The organism is Acinetobacter sp. FB (assembly GCF_056033405.1).
This window is the reverse complement of the sequence record NZ_CM148502.1, coordinates 3,215,081-3,231,571: the sequence shown is the minus strand read 5'-3', so window position 1 is coordinate 3,231,571 and position 16,491 is coordinate 3,215,081. Positions and strand designations below refer to the sequence as shown.

The 16,491-nt window shown below is 38.2% G+C and carries 14 protein-coding genes; 10 read left to right on the top strand and 4 right to left on the bottom strand.

Features of this window, described 5'->3' with window-relative positions:
- Positions 1-35: 35 nt before the first annotated feature.
- Positions 36-1,430, bottom strand: a complete 1,395-nt coding sequence (gene mdtD, locus AC0JIQ_RS15375; protein ID WP_474202140.1) for a multidrug transporter subunit MdtD — start codon at positions 1,428-1,430, stop codon at positions 36-38.
- A 163-nt stretch (positions 1,431-1,593) separates the two neighbouring features.
- Between mdtD and AC0JIQ_RS15370 the strand changes: the two genes are divergently transcribed.
- The gene (locus tag AC0JIQ_RS15370; protein ID WP_474202139.1) at positions 1,594-3,438 is read left to right on the top strand and encodes a choice-of-anchor I family protein; all 1,845 of its coding nucleotides are present in this window, start codon (positions 1,594-1,596) and stop codon (positions 3,436-3,438) included.
- Between the two features lie 54 nt (positions 3,439-3,492).
- Here the strand turns inward: AC0JIQ_RS15370 and AC0JIQ_RS15365 are convergent, their stop codons facing one another.
- Complete coding sequence (locus tag AC0JIQ_RS15365; RefSeq protein WP_474202138.1) at positions 3,493-4,119, bottom strand: LOG family protein; 627 nt, start codon at positions 4,117-4,119, stop codon at positions 3,493-3,495.
- Between the two features lie 326 nt (positions 4,120-4,445).
- Between AC0JIQ_RS15365 and AC0JIQ_RS15360 the strand changes: the two genes are divergently transcribed.
- The 7 genes from AC0JIQ_RS15360 (at position 4,446) to AC0JIQ_RS15330 (ending at position 12,693) form a co-directional block, all read left to right on the top strand.
- Positions 4,446-6,029, top strand: coding sequence for a TerC family protein (locus AC0JIQ_RS15360; protein ID WP_004659474.1), 1,584 nt, complete (start codon positions 4,446-4,448; stop codon positions 6,027-6,029).
- An 84-nt stretch (positions 6,030-6,113) separates the two neighbouring features.
- Complete coding sequence (locus AC0JIQ_RS15355) at positions 6,114-6,596, top strand: YchJ family protein (RefSeq protein WP_474202137.1); 483 nt, start codon at positions 6,114-6,116, stop codon at positions 6,594-6,596.
- A 52-nt stretch (positions 6,597-6,648) separates the two neighbouring features.
- The gene (locus tag AC0JIQ_RS15350; RefSeq protein ID WP_004659470.1) at positions 6,649-7,293 is read left to right on the top strand and encodes a trimeric intracellular cation channel family protein; all 645 of its coding nucleotides are present in this window, start codon (positions 6,649-6,651) and stop codon (positions 7,291-7,293) included.
- Positions 7,294-7,300: 7 nt separating this feature from the next.
- A complete protein-coding gene (locus AC0JIQ_RS15345) occupies positions 7,301-7,909 on the top strand; it encodes a hypothetical protein (RefSeq protein WP_346511811.1) in 609 nt (202 codons plus the stop codon).
- A gap of 52 nt (positions 7,910-7,961) precedes the next feature.
- Entirely contained in the window at positions 7,962-8,477 is a 516-nt protein-coding gene (locus AC0JIQ_RS15340; protein WP_346511810.1) for a hypothetical protein, read from the top strand.
- A 160-nt stretch (positions 8,478-8,637) separates the two neighbouring features.
- The gene (parC, locus tag AC0JIQ_RS15335) at positions 8,638-10,857 is read left to right on the top strand and encodes a DNA topoisomerase IV subunit A (protein WP_474202136.1); all 2,220 of its coding nucleotides are present in this window, start codon (positions 8,638-8,640) and stop codon (positions 10,855-10,857) included.
- A gap of 156 nt (positions 10,858-11,013) precedes the next feature.
- A complete protein-coding gene (locus AC0JIQ_RS15330) occupies positions 11,014-12,693 on the top strand; it encodes an AMP-binding protein (protein ID WP_474202135.1) in 1,680 nt (559 codons plus the stop codon).
- An 82-nt stretch (positions 12,694-12,775) separates the two neighbouring features.
- On the opposite strand, the gene AC0JIQ_RS15325 is transcribed toward AC0JIQ_RS15330, so the two are convergent.
- On the bottom strand, positions 12,776-13,168 hold the full coding sequence (locus AC0JIQ_RS15325) for a hypothetical protein (protein ID WP_474202134.1): 393 nt from the start codon (positions 13,166-13,168) through the stop codon (positions 12,776-12,778).
- Between the two features lie 151 nt (positions 13,169-13,319).
- Here AC0JIQ_RS15325 and AC0JIQ_RS15320 point away from each other — a divergent pair, with 151 nt between their 5' ends.
- Together AC0JIQ_RS15320 and ppa are read left to right on the top strand one after the other, a co-directional pair.
- Entirely contained in the window at positions 13,320-13,718 is a 399-nt protein-coding gene (locus AC0JIQ_RS15320; protein WP_005218756.1) for an MAPEG family protein, read from the top strand.
- Positions 13,719-13,834: 116 nt separating this feature from the next.
- Positions 13,835-14,362, top strand: a complete 528-nt coding sequence (gene ppa / locus AC0JIQ_RS15315) for an inorganic diphosphatase (protein ID WP_046737873.1) — start codon at positions 13,835-13,837, stop codon at positions 14,360-14,362.
- A gap of 97 nt (positions 14,363-14,459) precedes the next feature.
- Here the strand turns inward: ppa and AC0JIQ_RS15310 are convergent, their stop codons facing one another.
- Positions 14,460-15,806 carry an OprD family outer membrane porin gene (locus tag AC0JIQ_RS15310; RefSeq protein ID WP_474202133.1) on the bottom strand — a complete coding sequence of 449 codons (1,347 nt, stop codon included), beginning with the start codon at positions 15,804-15,806 and terminating at the stop codon, positions 14,460-14,462.
- Positions 15,807-16,491 lie beyond the last annotated feature (685 nt).

The window sequence follows — 16,491 nt, the reverse complement described above, 5'->3', positions numbered from 1 at the left end:
CATGTTTCCTTATTCTTTTTCATCTTATTAAAATTTTAGCTCTCATCCGTAGTTTCTTTCGGGATCTGCCAAAAGATGATCGCAGTAATGATGTTAATACAACCCAGTGTAATCAATGTGGTATGGAAAGCACTGCTAATCGATGTCGTTGAAAAGTGCTGACTGAATAGATTAATCAATGTGCCTGCCATTGCGACACCAATACTCATAGACAGCATCATAATCATTGATAAAAAACTATTGCCACTGCTAGCATCGTGTTGAGGCAAGTCTTTGAGGGTGAGCGTATTCATGCCTACAAACTGTAGCGAATTTAATGTACCAAAAATAAACAAGTGTAAGACTTTCAACCACAGTGGGGTAACTGCTGTCATTAATGAGAAGCTCGCAATACATAATCCGACCAAGATGGTATTGGTGAGTAGAAAACGACGATACCCTACACGTTGAATTAATGGACGAATAATTGGTTTCGAAAATAATGAACCCAAGACCAATGGAATCATCATTAATCCTGTAATGAAAGGTTCAAAGCCAAAGGCAACTTGTAACATCAAAGGTAAAATAAAAGGAATAGCATTGCTGCCCAAACGTGCGAAGAAATTACCTAATACACCGATCGAGAAGATTTTGTAACGGAATAACCGTCCATGAAATAGCGCATTTTGATGGGTATGCGCATGATAGGCATAGCTAACTGTGGCAATTATACCAATCAACAATAGGCTGATACTCACAAGATTTGAATATTGTGAGGAGGCCATATTTTCAATGCCTAAGGATAAGCCGACCATCGCGACCATTAATAAGATAAAACCGCTGAAATCGAAAGTTTTCACCGTCGGCTCTTTTTGATTGGGCATGATTTTAAATGTCATGATCATACCGAGAATACCCATCGGAAGATTAATCAGAAAAATCCAATGCCATGTTGCGACTTCAACTAACCAACCGCCTAATGTAGGTCCCATCAGTGGACCGATTAGCCCTGCCAAACTCATGAGACTCATGGCTGAAAGAAATTGGGAGCGTGGAATCAGCTTTAATAATGCCAAACGACCTACAGGCATCAGTAATGCACCGCCGATACCTTGAATCACACGAAAAAACAACAGTTGTTCTAGGTTTTGCGATAAGCCACATCCTAATGAGGCCAGGCTGAAAACCACCATAGAGCTGAGATAAATATTACGAATCCCAAAACGATCGGCTAACCAGCCACTTAAGGGAATACAGGCTGCAACAGATAATACATAGGCGACAATCACACTATGCATTTGTAATGGATTTTCATTCAGTTGAATCGCCATTGCTGGTATTGCAGTATTCACGATGGTGGTGTCTAAGGCTTGCATAAAAAAGCCAATCGAAACCAATATGACCAACCATCGAAATTCGGGCTGTACAGCTTGGTGTGTTGTCGTTGTCATGAGTTCTGACACATAAGAAATCGGTTCTAGTTTAATGCAACCCTATTGGAAATAAAGACCAAAATTGTCAAAGAGTGGTCATGTAACTGACATTAAAGTGTCATCGAACTTGCATCTCAAATCACTAAATTAACCATACAAAATAAGGGTATGGAATTTGATGATGAAATTTAAGATTTCAGTTTTATTGACAACATTGTTGTCTGTCGGGTTGGTTGCCTGTAATGAGAATGATAACGCTACGAGCTCAACAGAGGTTGTAGAAGCAACGCCTGAAACAATTAAGTTAAGTTTGTTAGGGCGTTATGAAACCAAGGTGTTTGTTAAAAGTGCAGCTGAGATTCCTGCGTATGATGCGGCAAGTAAACGCTTATTTGTAGTCAATGCACAAAAAGGTTTAGTCGATGTTTTAGATGCATCTAAACCAGCACAGCCTGTACACATTGCAGAGCTTTCAGCACGAACGTATTTAGCAAATTCTGAAGTAAATAGTGTTGCTGTGAAAAATGGCATTGTTGCGATTGCAGTACAAGCTGAGAATAAAACGGATGCAGGAATGGTGGTATTTTTTAATGCCAAAGATCTCAGTTTTATTAGCAAAGTGAGTGTGGGTGCTTTACCTGATATGCTGACTTTTAGTCCAGATGCTAAAACGGTTTTAGTCGCAAATGAAGCAGAACCGAATGATGATTATTCGGTTGATCCTGAAGGTTCAATCAGCATTATTGATATCAGCAATATTCAACAACCTAAAGCCAGTGTGGCAGGTTTTAGTGCATGGAATAATCAAAAGTCAGATTTATTGGCCAAAGGAGTACGTATCTTTGGTCCAAATGCCAGCGTTGCTCAAGATTTAGAACCTGAATATATAACCATTTCAGCAGATAGCAAAACCGCTTGGGTCACGTTACAAGAAAATAATGCAATTGCGAGAATAGATATCGCGCAACAGAAAGTCACCGATATTTATCCATTAGGCTATAAAGACCATAGTTTGGTTGAGAATGCTTTAGATGTGAGTGATCGGGATTGTGATCCAAAAACAGATTGTAATGGTGATGGTGTTATTGATACCAAAGATAAAGATAAGGGAATTATTAATATCAAACCGTGGGCAGGTTTAGTGGGAATGTATCAACCAGATTCGATTGCGAATTATCAGGTGAATGGCCAAACTTATTTGGTGACTGCCAATGAAGGGGATTCACGAGCTTGGTTAAAAGACGCTGAGGCATATTTTGGTGGTGATACCAGTAAGGGCTTTGTAGAAGAAATTCGCGTTAAAGATCTGTTTAAGAGTAGTGGCTTTACCAATAAAGTCAAAGATGAGTATCCAGCGCATTTACAGAAAATAGCTGTAGGCGTAAAAGGTGCACGATTAAATGCATCAACTTTTGGTTATTGTGGCGCAACGACAACAGATGCAAAAGGCTGTCGTGAAGATAGTCAATTAGGTCGTTTAAAAGTGACGTGGACCAAAGGATACCAAATGAATCAAGACGGTACACCAAAACTGGATGCAGATGGTTATCTGGTTTATGACAAACTCTATGCCTATGGTGCGCGTTCATTTAGTATCTGGAATACCCAAGGTCAACTTGTTTGGGATTCAGGCAGCGAATTTGAAAAGAAAATAGCAGAGTTATTCCCTAAATATTTTAATAGTGATCATGAAGAAGTCACTTTTGATAAGCGAAGTGCTGCCAAAGGCCCAGAACCAGAAGGTATTACTGTGGGGACAATCGGGAAGAAAACCTTTGCTTTTATTGGTTTGGAACGTATGAGTGGTATCATGGCGTATGACATCACTACGCCGAATAAACCTAAGTTTATTGAATATTTTACGACCCGTAACTTTGTAGAAACAGCTATTGCGCAGCAGGGTGATTTAGGACCTGAGGGGTTGATCTTTGTCTCTGCAAAAGACTCCCCAAATGGTAAGCCATTGCTCGTGGTTGGTAATGAAGTCAGTGGTTCAACGGCTGTTTACCAAGTTAATCTTCAATAAACTCTTGGCATAAAAAAACGGATCAATTTGATCCGTTTTTTTATGCTGAGTATTTTAAACTTCGATACGTGTAGGACTATTCAAATTTTTAATTACATTGGTAATTTGTTCAAGCGAATCACAAATAATCACTTTGGCACGATGTTGAGGAGGTAAAAATCCTTCTTCAACAGCATGATCTAGTTGAGCAATCAAGGCATCATAAAAATGATTTACATTATAAATAATCATCGGTTTTTGATGCTGATTGAGTTGGCCCCAAGTAGCTATTTCTAAAATCTCTTCAAAAGTACCCAAACCACCAGGTAAAGCAATAAAAGCACTGGCACGCTCCGCCATCAATGCTTTACGTTCATGCATGGTCTCAACAATATGAAGCTCTGTTAATTTATTGTGTGCAATTTCATAGTCCAACATAAACTCAGGAATTACACCGACTACTTCACCGCTATGTTCCAATACAGTATCTGCAACTTGCCCCATTAAGCCAATACTCGCCCCGCCATAGACAATTCCAAAACCTTGATTTGCGATGTGTTGAGCAAGCTCGATGGCTTTATCTCGATAAATGGGTTTGTTACCTGTACGAGAACCGCAATATAAAGCAATAAGAGATTGGGTGGTTTTTTTGGGAGTAGAAGAAATGGTTTTTTTATCTGTCATTCTAAATACACTATTCATTCGGTTTATTTTCACCTTATCATTTTCATTGTGCTTGTCTAGGTTAAATGACTTTTATGACAGTTTTATGCACACTTTACGTACAAAACAATATTATGAATTTTAGAAAAAATTTGAAAACAACAAGCACATAAAAAAGATGAATTTCACTGCAATCTTGCCTATACTGAAAATCCTTTTATTAATTTATGTACCTCTATGAGTAGTGGTTGTTGTCGCTCCGCTTTGTTCTTATTTCCTAAAAAAAATGTTTTGGCTATTTGTGCCGACCTTTTAAAATTTCAACTTCATAACGATATTGCTGATTTTGCAGAGGAGTCACATCAATGATTTTTGAATGGATGTCTGATCCTTCTGCATGGGTTGGCTTAGCCACATTGGTGGTGCTTGAAATCGTCCTAGGTATTGATAACCTAGTATTTATTGCAATCTTGGCAGAAAAACTACCACCAGAACAACGTAATGCTGCTCGTAGAGTTGGTTTGATTCTCGCCTTAATCATGCGTCTAGGATTGCTTGCTGCAATTGCATGGGTTGTGACTCTAACTGAACCACTATTCCATATTTTTGACCATGCCTTTTCTGGTCGTGATCTGATTTTGCTATTTGGTGGTGTGTTCTTACTCTTCAAAGGTACGATGGAGTTACATGAACGAATCGAGGGTCACCAAACACTGAAAGAAGAAAATCCTGTACATGCGACTTTTTGGATGGTGATTGTTCAGATTGTCGTTTTGGATGCCGTCTTTTCTTTAGATAGTGTGATTACTGCGGTTGGTATGGTGAAGCATCAAAGTGTCATGATGCTGGCAATGATTATTGCTGTTGGTATTATGCTTTGGGCATCCAAACCGCTGATGGATTTTGTGAATAAACATCCAACGGTCGTGATTCTGTGTCTTGGCTTCCTGATGATGATTGGTTTCTCGTTAGTAGTTGAGGGCTTTGGTTTCCATATTCCGAAAGGTTACTTGTACGCTGCGATTGGTTTCTCTGTCTTAGTCGAAATCGTGAATCAGACCATGCGCCGAAATCAAGAGAAATTGGTGACGACGACTGATTTACGTTATCGCACAGCTTCTGCGGTATTACGTATGTTGGGCAGTAAAGGTAATGGTAGTGAAGGCCAAAATAAAGAAGCCGAAGATGTTTTAGCGACTCAAGCCTATGCCAAAGAAGTTTTTGACGAAGATAATGGCGTCTATCACAGCGTATTGGTACAGGGTGTTCTAGGCTTATCTGAGCGTCCTGTGAAATCTGTGATGACGCCGCGTCCTGAATTAGAATGGTTAGATCTAGACGCTGATCCTGCAGAGTTGAAAGAACGTTTAATGGCAATGACCCATTCGCGGTTGATTATTGCGCGTGGTGAGTTAGACAATATTGAAGGTGTTGTTTTAACGCATAAAGTGCTGAATGAATATATTGAAACAGGTGCAATTGATTTCAGTAAACACTTACGTGAGCCTGTGATTGTGCATGAAAATGCACAAGTATTAATGGTGATGGAACAGTTACGTCAGGCTCCATTACAAATTGCCATCGTTTTAAATGAATATGGTTCTATCGAGGGTATTGCAACGCCGATAGATGTATTAGAGGCGATCGCGGGTGAGTTCCCTGATGAAGACGAATTGGAAGCTGTGGCTGCCAGTTTAGATGATGGTTCAATGTTATTAGAAGGTTCCACTGACATTCGCCATGTATCACTGTTATTAGGTAAAGATCTGGTTGATGAAAGTGAAGAATATTCAACTTTATCTGGTTATGTGTTATTCCATTTAGGTCGTTTACCTGAAAATGGGGAAATGGTTGAAGCTGATGGCTATCGCTTTGAAGTTGTTACAATGGATGGGCACAAAATTGAAAAAGTGCGTATTATTGCCAAAGAAAAGTTAGCCGATAAATAATTAAGTTTGTTTTAAATAGCCTTTGAGCTTTACGATCGTGATTGCGGTAGTTTTGCTCAAGGCTATTTTTATTTGAGTATTGAAATGACATTGACAGACAATTGCCCATGTGGAAATGGGCTATATGTAACATGTTGCCAGCCTTTGCATTTGAAACAACAATTTGCTCAAAATGCAGAGCAATTAATGCGTTCGCGTTACAGTGCTTTTGCTTTACAACAGATTGATTATATTGTGGGAACTACCGCTTTGGGGCAGCAAGCTGCTTTGGATCGAGATGCGATTGCAGATTGGAGTCAATCCAATCAGTGGCTAAAATTAGAAGTCGTGCAGCACCAGCCAAAACTGGATAAAACCCATGCCTTGGTCGAGTTCAAAGCTCATTATTGTGATAAAAATCAGGGTAACAAACAGGCGCATATTCATCATGAAATTTCACATTTTGTTTTGCATCAACAACACTGGTACTTTCTTGATCCAACCTTGGATATTCAAATAACAATGAAACAATCCTGTATTTGTGGTTCGGGGAAAAAATTTAAACAATGTTGTGCACAATTCATCTAAGTTTGTCTTAAAATAGCGCACACTTTGATGCCTGATTTAGGGATGTCGGCAGATGTTACTCACCGTGATTTATATTATTGCCATTACTGCGGAAGCGATGACAGGGGCGTTATCAGCAGGACGACGTAGTATGGACTGGTTTGGGGTAACACTGATTGCTTGTGTGACCGCGTTAGGTGGTGGTTCTGTTCGAGATGTTTTACTAGGCCATTATCCTTTAACGTGGGTCAAACATCCTGAATATTTGGTTCTGACTTGTTGCGCTGCGTTTGTCACTATTATTATCGCTAAATGGATGAAACATTTACGTAGCGTGTTTCTATTGCTTGATGCTATGGGCTTAATTGGTTTTACGATTATTGGCTGTCAAATTGCATTATCGATGGGGCATGGTTTTGTAGTTTCTGCCGTGGCAGGCGTGTTAACGGGAGTTTCAGGCGGTATCCTACGAGATATTCTTTGTAATGATGTGCCTTTAGTGTTCCGCCGTGAGTTGTACGCCAGTATCTCCTTTGTTGCAGTCATCTGCTATTGGGTGTGTTTGGAAATTGGTTTACCTCATGATTTGACTGTGATTTTCACTTTAGTATTTGGTTTTACTTTACGTGTAATCGCAATTTATTTTGGTTTGGAAATGCCGAAATTTATTTATAAAGAAGATGATGCGGAATCTGCTTCTTCAACAGATGAGCATTGAGACTAAAATGGATAGAGAGAAAATTGAGCAAATAAGAAAAGAACTCTCTATTCCACTTACATATGCGATAAAGCTTTTAAAAGAAAACCAAAATGATGTACCTGCCGCAATAATTAATTTCCATCAAGATAATATTGAAAAAGTGATTCAAGCCACTGAATGTCAAAGCTCGGTCGCCCAAGATACCTATCAATGTTGTAATTTCAATGTTGAAAAGGCGATTAAAAAAATCCAGTCACAAGTTATGCTCCTTACAACACGTGAAAATCAACAAAAAATCAAGAATGAAATAGGTTTTATTCTTTGGGCTGAAACTGAAGGTAGTAAAACGAGTTCAAATGATTTTTTTATTCCAGTGCATGATTTTGATTATGTTTTAGATGCTTTTAAAATAGCTTGCTCTGTCGACCAACTAGATAATTCGCTTTCAAAAACCAGTTTTGATGTATGTGGATATAACTACCTAGATCATCATACTTGTACAGCTATCTTAAATGCGATGCTAAAAATTCCAACGAATAATTTAGTCGTAGAAAATTTTATAAAAGCTTTAATCAGTTGGTGGCGTGACCAATTAAGCAATGCTGAATATATCGTAGTTTATGGCAATTTATGAGCCGTACTAGCTGATAGATACATATTATTAGCTCTTTTTTATGAGAATTTAGATGTTAAAAAAAATTGCTATCAATGCCTATAGCCAGCATTCGGTCGAAATTGATGGTTACGTACCCTTTGATATTCATTTCAATGAAAAATCTCCAGATATGTATTGGAGGGGCGGTAATGGCCATACGTCTTTAGTTGAAATCGGCCTTTTAAAGACTGGTGAATTATCAACAATTACGTTAGTTAGCTTTAGTTGTCATAATCTGATTCAAACAGGGAAGAATTTGTTTTCTAGTGATTTAGCACAAGTATATTTACCAATTTTTGATGTGTCATCTTGGTCGTATGATTTGGATGATTTTTCTAGCAGGTTTAAGGATACATCTGATACAGAGTTCCAATTATTCATGGGTAAAAATTATATTGAACTCGTATTTTTACCTTTAGAAAATACAATTGAATATGTGCGTGATTGTAATTTCGGTTTTGGTTTTGGTTTTAATAATCAATTGACCTCCTTGCAAATCTTGAATATTGATCAAGTTAAAATGAGATTATTCAGAGAAAGTCTCTGATTTGATAGCTGAAAGTTGGTTCAGTACCTTATTCAATTACAAATTCTCCGAACAAGACACCATTTGACGTTTAAACAACAACAAGGGGTTGTCACAAGGCATTCATCCACATAGCATACAAAGCATTGACGATAACAATGATTTTGGATGACTTGCTGAAATGACCAGCCTTGCACATCATGCAACCGAAAACCGCTCCGTAGCCGAATTCACAGAACAAGCTTACTTAAATTATGCCATGTACGTGATTATGGATCGTGCACTGCCGCATATCAGCGATGGTTTAAAACCTGTACAACGTCGTATTGTCTATGCAATGAGTGAGCTGGGTTTAAAATCGACAGGTAAGCCGAAGAAGTCAGCCCGTACTGTTGGTGATGTACTTGGTAAATATCATCCGCATGGTGACTCAGCTTGTTATGAAGCGATGGTGTTGATGGCACAGCCATTCAGCTACCGTTATCCATTGATTGAAGGTCAAGGCAACTGGGGTTCACCTGATGACCCTAAGTCATTTGCTGCAATGCGTTATACCGAAGCCAAATTGTCTGCTTATAGTGAATTATTACTGAGTGAGCTTGGACAAGGGACAAGTGAATGGCAAGATAACTTTGATGGTTCGATGAAAGAACCGATTACTTTGCCTGCAAGGATTCCCAATATCCTACTGAACGGTACGACGGGCATTGCAGTGGGGATGGCAACTGATATTCCACCGCATAACTTACGTGAAGTGGTCAAAGGTACGATTGCACTGATTCGTAATCCTGAAACCACTGATGAAAAATTAGCAGAATATATTCCAGCCGCCGATTTACCGACCAAAGCTGAAATTATTACACCGCCAGAAGAATTACTAAAAATTCAAACCACAGGGCGTGGTAGCTATCGTGCGCGTGCAGTGTATACGGTCGAAAAAAATGAGATCGTGATTACTGAGCTGCCTTATCAAGTTTCAGGTTCAAAAGTCGTCACTCAGATTGCAGATCAAATGATTGCGAAAAAGTTACCTTTGGTGGCAGATATTCGTGATGAATCAGATCATAAAAATCCAACACGCTTAGTCATTGTATTACGTTCTAATCGTGTAGATGCTGAAACGGTGATGAGCCATTTATTTGCAACTACTGATTTAGAATCAAGCTATCGCGTTAATTTGAATATGATTGGCGCAGATGGTCGTCCACAAGTTAAATCGATTCGCCGTATTTTGTTGGAATGGATTGAGATCCGTAAGCAAACCGTAACACGTCGTTTGCAATACCATTTAACTAAAATTGAAAAACGTTTGCATATTTTGGCAGGCCTTTTAATTGCTTATTTAGATATTGATACTGTAATTCGGATTATTCGTGAAGAAGATCAACCAAAACCTGTTTTGATGCAGCACTTTGGGATTGATGATATTCAGGCTGAGGCAATTTTGGAGCTCAAGCTTCGTCATTTGGCTAAACTTGAAGAAATGGAAATCCGCCGTGAACAAGAAGAACTGGAAGCAAAAGCTGCCATTATTCGCGAGCAACTGGCAAATCCTGAATCATTGAAAAATTTAATTATTGGTGAGTTAAAAGAAGACGCGAAAAAGTTCGGTGATGATCGCCGTTCACCGATTGTTACTCGTGCAGATGCGGTACAAATCAAAGAACAAGATTTAATGCCTGCGGAAACGGTAACTGTGGTCTTATCAGAAGCAGGCTGGGTGAGAGCCGCTAAAGGCGGTGATGTTGATGCAGCAAATCTAAATTTCCGTGCGGGTGATCAATATTTGAGTCATGCAGTCGGAAAAACCAATCAACGAGTCTACTTTTTAGATGAAACAGGGCGGAGTTATGCGCTGCCGATTAGTAGTCTCCCTTCTGCACGTGGCTTAGGCGAGCCATTGAGTTCGAAACTTGCACCAGCCAGTGGCGTGTCATTTATTCAAGTATTTGTTGATGAGGACAGTAATGAGTTACTTGCTGTCAGTTCAAATGGATATGGATTTAAAACGCAAGCGGCGCAGTTAGATACCAATGCGAAAGCAGGTAAAGCCTTTTTGACAGTAGCAGATAATGCAACCGCTTTACCTTTACTGCCAATTCAACAAGCCACACATGTTGCAATTCTCAGTTCATCAGGGCGCTTACTGATCATCGATTTGGCTGAATTACCTGTTTTGAATAAAGGTAAAGGTAACAAGTTGATACAACTTGATGAAAAAGAGCAAATTTTATCCATGACAACCCTAGGTTTAGATGAAATAATCCAAGTCGCTGCAGGACAACAACACCTAAAACTGAAAGGGGATGATCTCCAAAAATATATAGGAAAAAGAGCAACAAAGGGGCAACTTTTACCACGGGGATATCAAAAAGCAAATAGACTCCTCATTCAGAGATAAGGCTAGTATTCTGTGATAAAAATACGTTATATATGACAAGGTATTCATATTATTTGAATAGATTGACAGGGCAATTCCAAAAGTTAAAAAAAAGTTTTGTCATGGAAAGTAACGTCGTTACATTTTTAAGGATTACTACTCGGAGATAATGGCATTATGGAAAAGATTTGGTTTGCAGAATACCAAAAGACAGGAATTCCAGAAACAGTTGCGCTGCCTGCTGAAAACACCTCACTTGTTGATATTTTTGAACGCAATTTCCAAAAATTTGGTTCACGTGATGCCTTTATCTTCATGGATAAAGTTTTAACGTACAATGAATTAGAAGTCGCTAGCCGTAAGTTTGCTACTTATTTACAAGGCCTTGGTTTGGCTAAAGGGACACGCGTTGCGGTGATGATGCCGAACGTATTTCAATATCCAGTAGTTGCTCTAGGTGTATTCCGTGCGGGCTTAGTATTGGTCAATGTAAACCCGCTTTATACTTCACGTGAGCTTGAGCATCAGTTAAATGACTCTGGTGCAGAAGCTCTTGTAATCATCGAAAACTTTGCTAGTGTTTATCAAAGTATTATTGGTAAAACACCAGTGAAACATGTTGTGGTTGCTTCTGTCGGTGACATGCTCGGTACACTGAAAGGTACGATTGTAAACTTCGTTTTACGTAAAGTACGTAAACAAATTCCAGCATGGAACATTCCTGGCCACATTAAATTTAATGCAGCGCTAGGTAAAGCGAATCCAAGCAATTATAAACGTCCAAGTTTGACCTTAAGCGATACTGCTGTACTGCAATATACAGGTGGTACGACAGGTGTTTCTAAAGGTGCTGAGTTGACACACCGTAACTTGGTTTCTAACCTATTACAATGTGATGGTATTTTCTCAAGTAAGTTTGGCACAGGTGACGGTTCTAAAGATGATCGTATCGTGTGTGCGTTACCGCTTTATCACATCTTTGCATTCATGGTGTGTGCGCTTTACGGTATGTATAAAGGTCAAGCGAATATCTTGATTCCGAACCCACGTGACCTACCAGCAGTCGTTGGTGAATTACGTAAATACCAGCCTTCTTTCTTCCCAGCAGTAAACACCTTGTTTAATGCCTTAGTGAATAACGAAGAATTCAAACAGCTTGACCATAGCAAATTGAAGATGGCAATGGGTGGTGGTATGGCTGTATTGCCATCTACGGCTGCTGCTTGGCAAAAAGTAACAGGTACCATCATTATCGAAGGTTATGGTTTATCTGAAACATCGCCAGTGGCGACAGCAAACCCGCCTGCAACAACAGAGTTCAGTGGTACGATTGGTATCCCATTACCATTAACTGAAGTTGCTTTACTTGATGATGATGGTAATGAAGTGGCACTTGGTGAGCAGGGTGAAATTTCGATTCGTGGCCCACAGGTAATGAAAGGCTACTGGAATCGTCCTGATGAAACTGAGAAAGTCATGACCAAAGACGGTTTCTTCCGTACTGGTGATGTTGGTATCATGGATTCACGTGGTTATTTCAAAATTGTAGATCGTAAAAAAGATATGATCTTGGTTTCAGGCTTTAACGTTTACCCGAGTGAAATTGAAGAAGTGATTGCGAAGCATCCAAAAGTATTGGAAGTTGCTGCGATTGGTGTGCCAGATGAAAAATCAGGTGAAGTGCCTAAATTATTCATCGTGAAAAAAGATCCTTCATTAACAACTGAAGAAATTATTGCTTATGCAAAACAAAACTTAACAGGCTATAAATGCCCACGTTATGTTGAGTTTATGGATGATCTACCAAAATCTAACGTAGGTAAGATCTTACGTAAAGATTTACGTAAACCAGCTTAAGAATTCCACTTAGCCTCCGTTTAAAAAAGGGAGCTATTGGAAATAAAAAAACGCCGCTATTGTGGCGTTTTTTTATTTGGGCTTATTGAGTATTATTTGATTTCATCAACCAACGATCGATATAAGGCCTTCCAATACCGACAATGCCAACAAAAACGACCATGGATATTAGTTGAAAAAATAATCGGGTTTGATTGATAGCATTAAAGCTAAAGTAGTTGTCAATAAGGGTATATAGCACAATAACGATTAGCCAATACCAAAGTGTTAAGCGGTAAATCCCCACAGCATAAAAAGCAATAATGAGAATGACAAAGGTGCCAAGCGTAGATTGCCAATTGTAGTTTGCACAAATCACGCTGAGTAGAAATGCGATGACGGGCAACACTACTTTGAGAACGCGGTCAACTAAAAGCTGATGCTGTCGTTGTTGAGCAAGAACATCAAACAATTTGTTTTGATCTTGAGCTGGCATAACATGACCTTGAGATTGAATCAAAGAAAACTACTTTTAAAACTAGCAGAATATATAAAAGCAGTGCTTGTTGAACAAGCACAAATGAAAGTTTGATAAATTATAAGTTATGATAGCATGATCACAAGAACTTCAAATGATGGATATCAGCATGCAAGGTATTAGCGGCATTATATTGATTCTTATCGTTGCGTGTTTATTGCCATATGTTTTTACCTTAATTGCAAAAGCAAAAGGTGGCTTCCAAGCAAAGGATAATCAGAATCCGCGTGAATTTTTGGCGAAAACGACAGGTCTAGCTGCCAGAGCCAATGCAGTACAACAGAATAGTTTTGAAAGTTTACCCTTATTTATCGCTGCAATTTTAATGGCCGAATATATGGTTGTGCCTGAGAAATTTATTCTGAGCTTAGGCTGGGCGTATATCGTATTTCGCATTATTTATGGTATCTGTTATTTAGCGAATCTAGCCACTTTACGTTCGATTATTTGGTTTTTTTCAATATTTTGTCCAATTTTACTGTTTGTGATTACGATTAAACTGACCTAAATCGATGTTGAGTATAAAATTCATTAACGCTCAGCATATCTAGCATCATTTTTATGGTATTCACGCTATAATCTGTCGGATTTACATCTAAGTTCACAAGATAAACGAGTGTTGATATGAGTTATAGCAATATTCCTGCGGGTAAAGACGCACCAAATGACATCTATGTCATCATTGAGATTCCTGCAAATGCAGCGCCAATCAAATACGAAATCGATAAAGATTCTGATGCGTTATTTGTAGACCGTTTCATGGGTACAGCAATGTTTTACCCAGCTAACTATGGTTATGTACCAAATACATTATCTGAAGATGGTGACCCATTAGACGTACTTGTTGTAACTCCACATCCTGTTGCTGCGGGTTCAGTAATCCGTTGCCGCCCAGTAGGTAAATTAAAAATGGAAGATGATGGTGGTATCGATGCGAAACTCATCGCAGTTCCACATGAGAAGTTATCTCCTCTCTATAAAGATGTGAAAGAATATACAGATCTTCCTCCTTTATTGATTAGCCAAGTTGAGCATTTCTTTGCTCACTATAAAGATTTAGAGCCTGGTAAATGGGTAAAAATCAGTGGTTGGGAAGGTGCTGATGTTGCAAAAGCTGAAGTATTGAAAGCAATCGAAGCTGCTAAAAAATAAGTTTCAGATTTAGCTTAATTTTATGTTTTAAAGTTGAGCGCAATAAAAAAACTCCATTCAGTTGAATGGAGTTTTTTATTGCTTGAATTGCTACGAATTAGAAAAATTTCACAGGAATATCAAGCCAAATACGCCATTCGTTGGTATCACCGATGTAACCAGATTGGTATTCATCGCTTGCACGATAATATGAATGACGTACACGTAAACTTGCATCTTTAGCAAAGCCAGATTGAACTGTGTACTTCACTTGGTTGAAGAATTCACGTTCAGTTGCATTGTCTGCTGTGCGAACACGTTCAATCACGTTGCCACTCAAATCTTTAACTGATGCGTTGGTATTAATATCCCAACCATATACAAATGCAGTTGTCCAACTTAAACCTGGTACACCAAAGCTACCGAAGTCTAAATTGTATTGCAGTTGCGCTGATTTTTCACCATTACCAATGAAGTCAGAAAGATATGAATTTGGTAAGTAAATTGTTTGATGACCATCACCAACACCTTGACCTAAACCATAGTCATAGCCTGCATTACCACTGTTCTGTTGGTAAGCGAACATGACTGTATGTGGACCAGTATTGTATGTTGTTGAAATTGCCCAGATTGAGTTCTGGTATTCATCATTTGCTGAACCGATATAAGAATATAAGCTCTTATTCGCTTGACGATCCCAATCGGTATGGTAACCACTGAAATCATAGGTCAATGAACTACTATTTGCTAATGCTTGTTTATAGTTCACATTGGCATAATGGCGCTCTAAACGATCTTTAATATCCGTACCATAATAGGCCGTATTCAATTGATCGTTTACTTTATATTTAGCGCCCCAAACTACAGCGCTATCTAATTGATTACCATCAGATGTAATCTGGTCAGAATATTGGTTCTTGGTAAATTTACCAACAGTAACTTCTAAACCTTTAATTTCACGGCTGTTTGCTAAAACACCTTCAAAATATTCAGGTACTAAACGTGCAGTGTTGCTTGCAAGAACTGGCAAATCTAGAATTTGTGTACCGTAAGTTACAGTTGTGTTAGAAACGCGTGCTTTTACATAACCGCCACCACGTGTCCAGTGATCATATGTATCACCCGTGCCATCTTCACCATTTAGGCGTTCACGTGGGATCATGCCATTACCAGCATTATGGTTTGAACCTAGTTTAAAAGAGGCATCACCAATAATACCCGCTCCAAAACCCACGACCCCTTGAGTGAAACCTGAGTCGAGTTTGAGCATAGCTGTTTGTGCGTATGAACTAGTGTCTTCAACACCATTTTTCTTATCACGAGTTAGATAACCAGTACGGAATAAAACATCCCCATTGGCATCTTCAACAAATCCTTTTGCTTCGCTTTGTTCGCTAGCATATGTTGAGGTGATTAACGCGGCATTGATCAAAACCGCTAAAGTAAGTTTTTGTGCCTTTGGCATATGTAGCCTCATAAAATAACAAATTTTGGGAGAATCCGAAATTTTGACCAATTGTATAAGTTATGCATAAAAAAGATAGATTTTTATTAAAATATTTTAATTAAATTTACACAAAATTAGGATAAGATTTTTTGTTTTTATTCTTGTATAAAAAATAGATAAATTAAAATTAAATAACTGATTTATATTTAAATAATATTATCTTATTACTGTAATTAAAGTTGATTATTTTTTGATATTTTCTTTTTAAAATATGTGATTATATTTGATAATTTCTTTTCTATTTTAATAAGTTATTTTGTAATTGATTAAAAAATGATTGGGTTGATTTGCAAAAAATGACATCCCGATAAGTGGTAAAATTTTTGTACCAAAAAGCGCTCGTTTTTTAGAAGTTGCACTTATGTTGTGCGAATTTTCCCCGTTTTTTAAGCCAAAACTTTAATTGTTTAACAATGATCGATTGTTGAGCATTGTTGTTGCATTGTTTTTGTGCGGTTTAATTACTAATCTTATTTTTTGCTTAAAAATGGATCAAAAAGTCTATTTTAAAACGCTTAAATAGCCCTTTTTTATTCTCTTTATATATTTCATGACAAAGATATGACATCAAACCTAGGTTTTATAGTGCTTTAAAGAAGTTGGCATAGCATTTGCTATTCACATAATGATGCAACTTAAAACA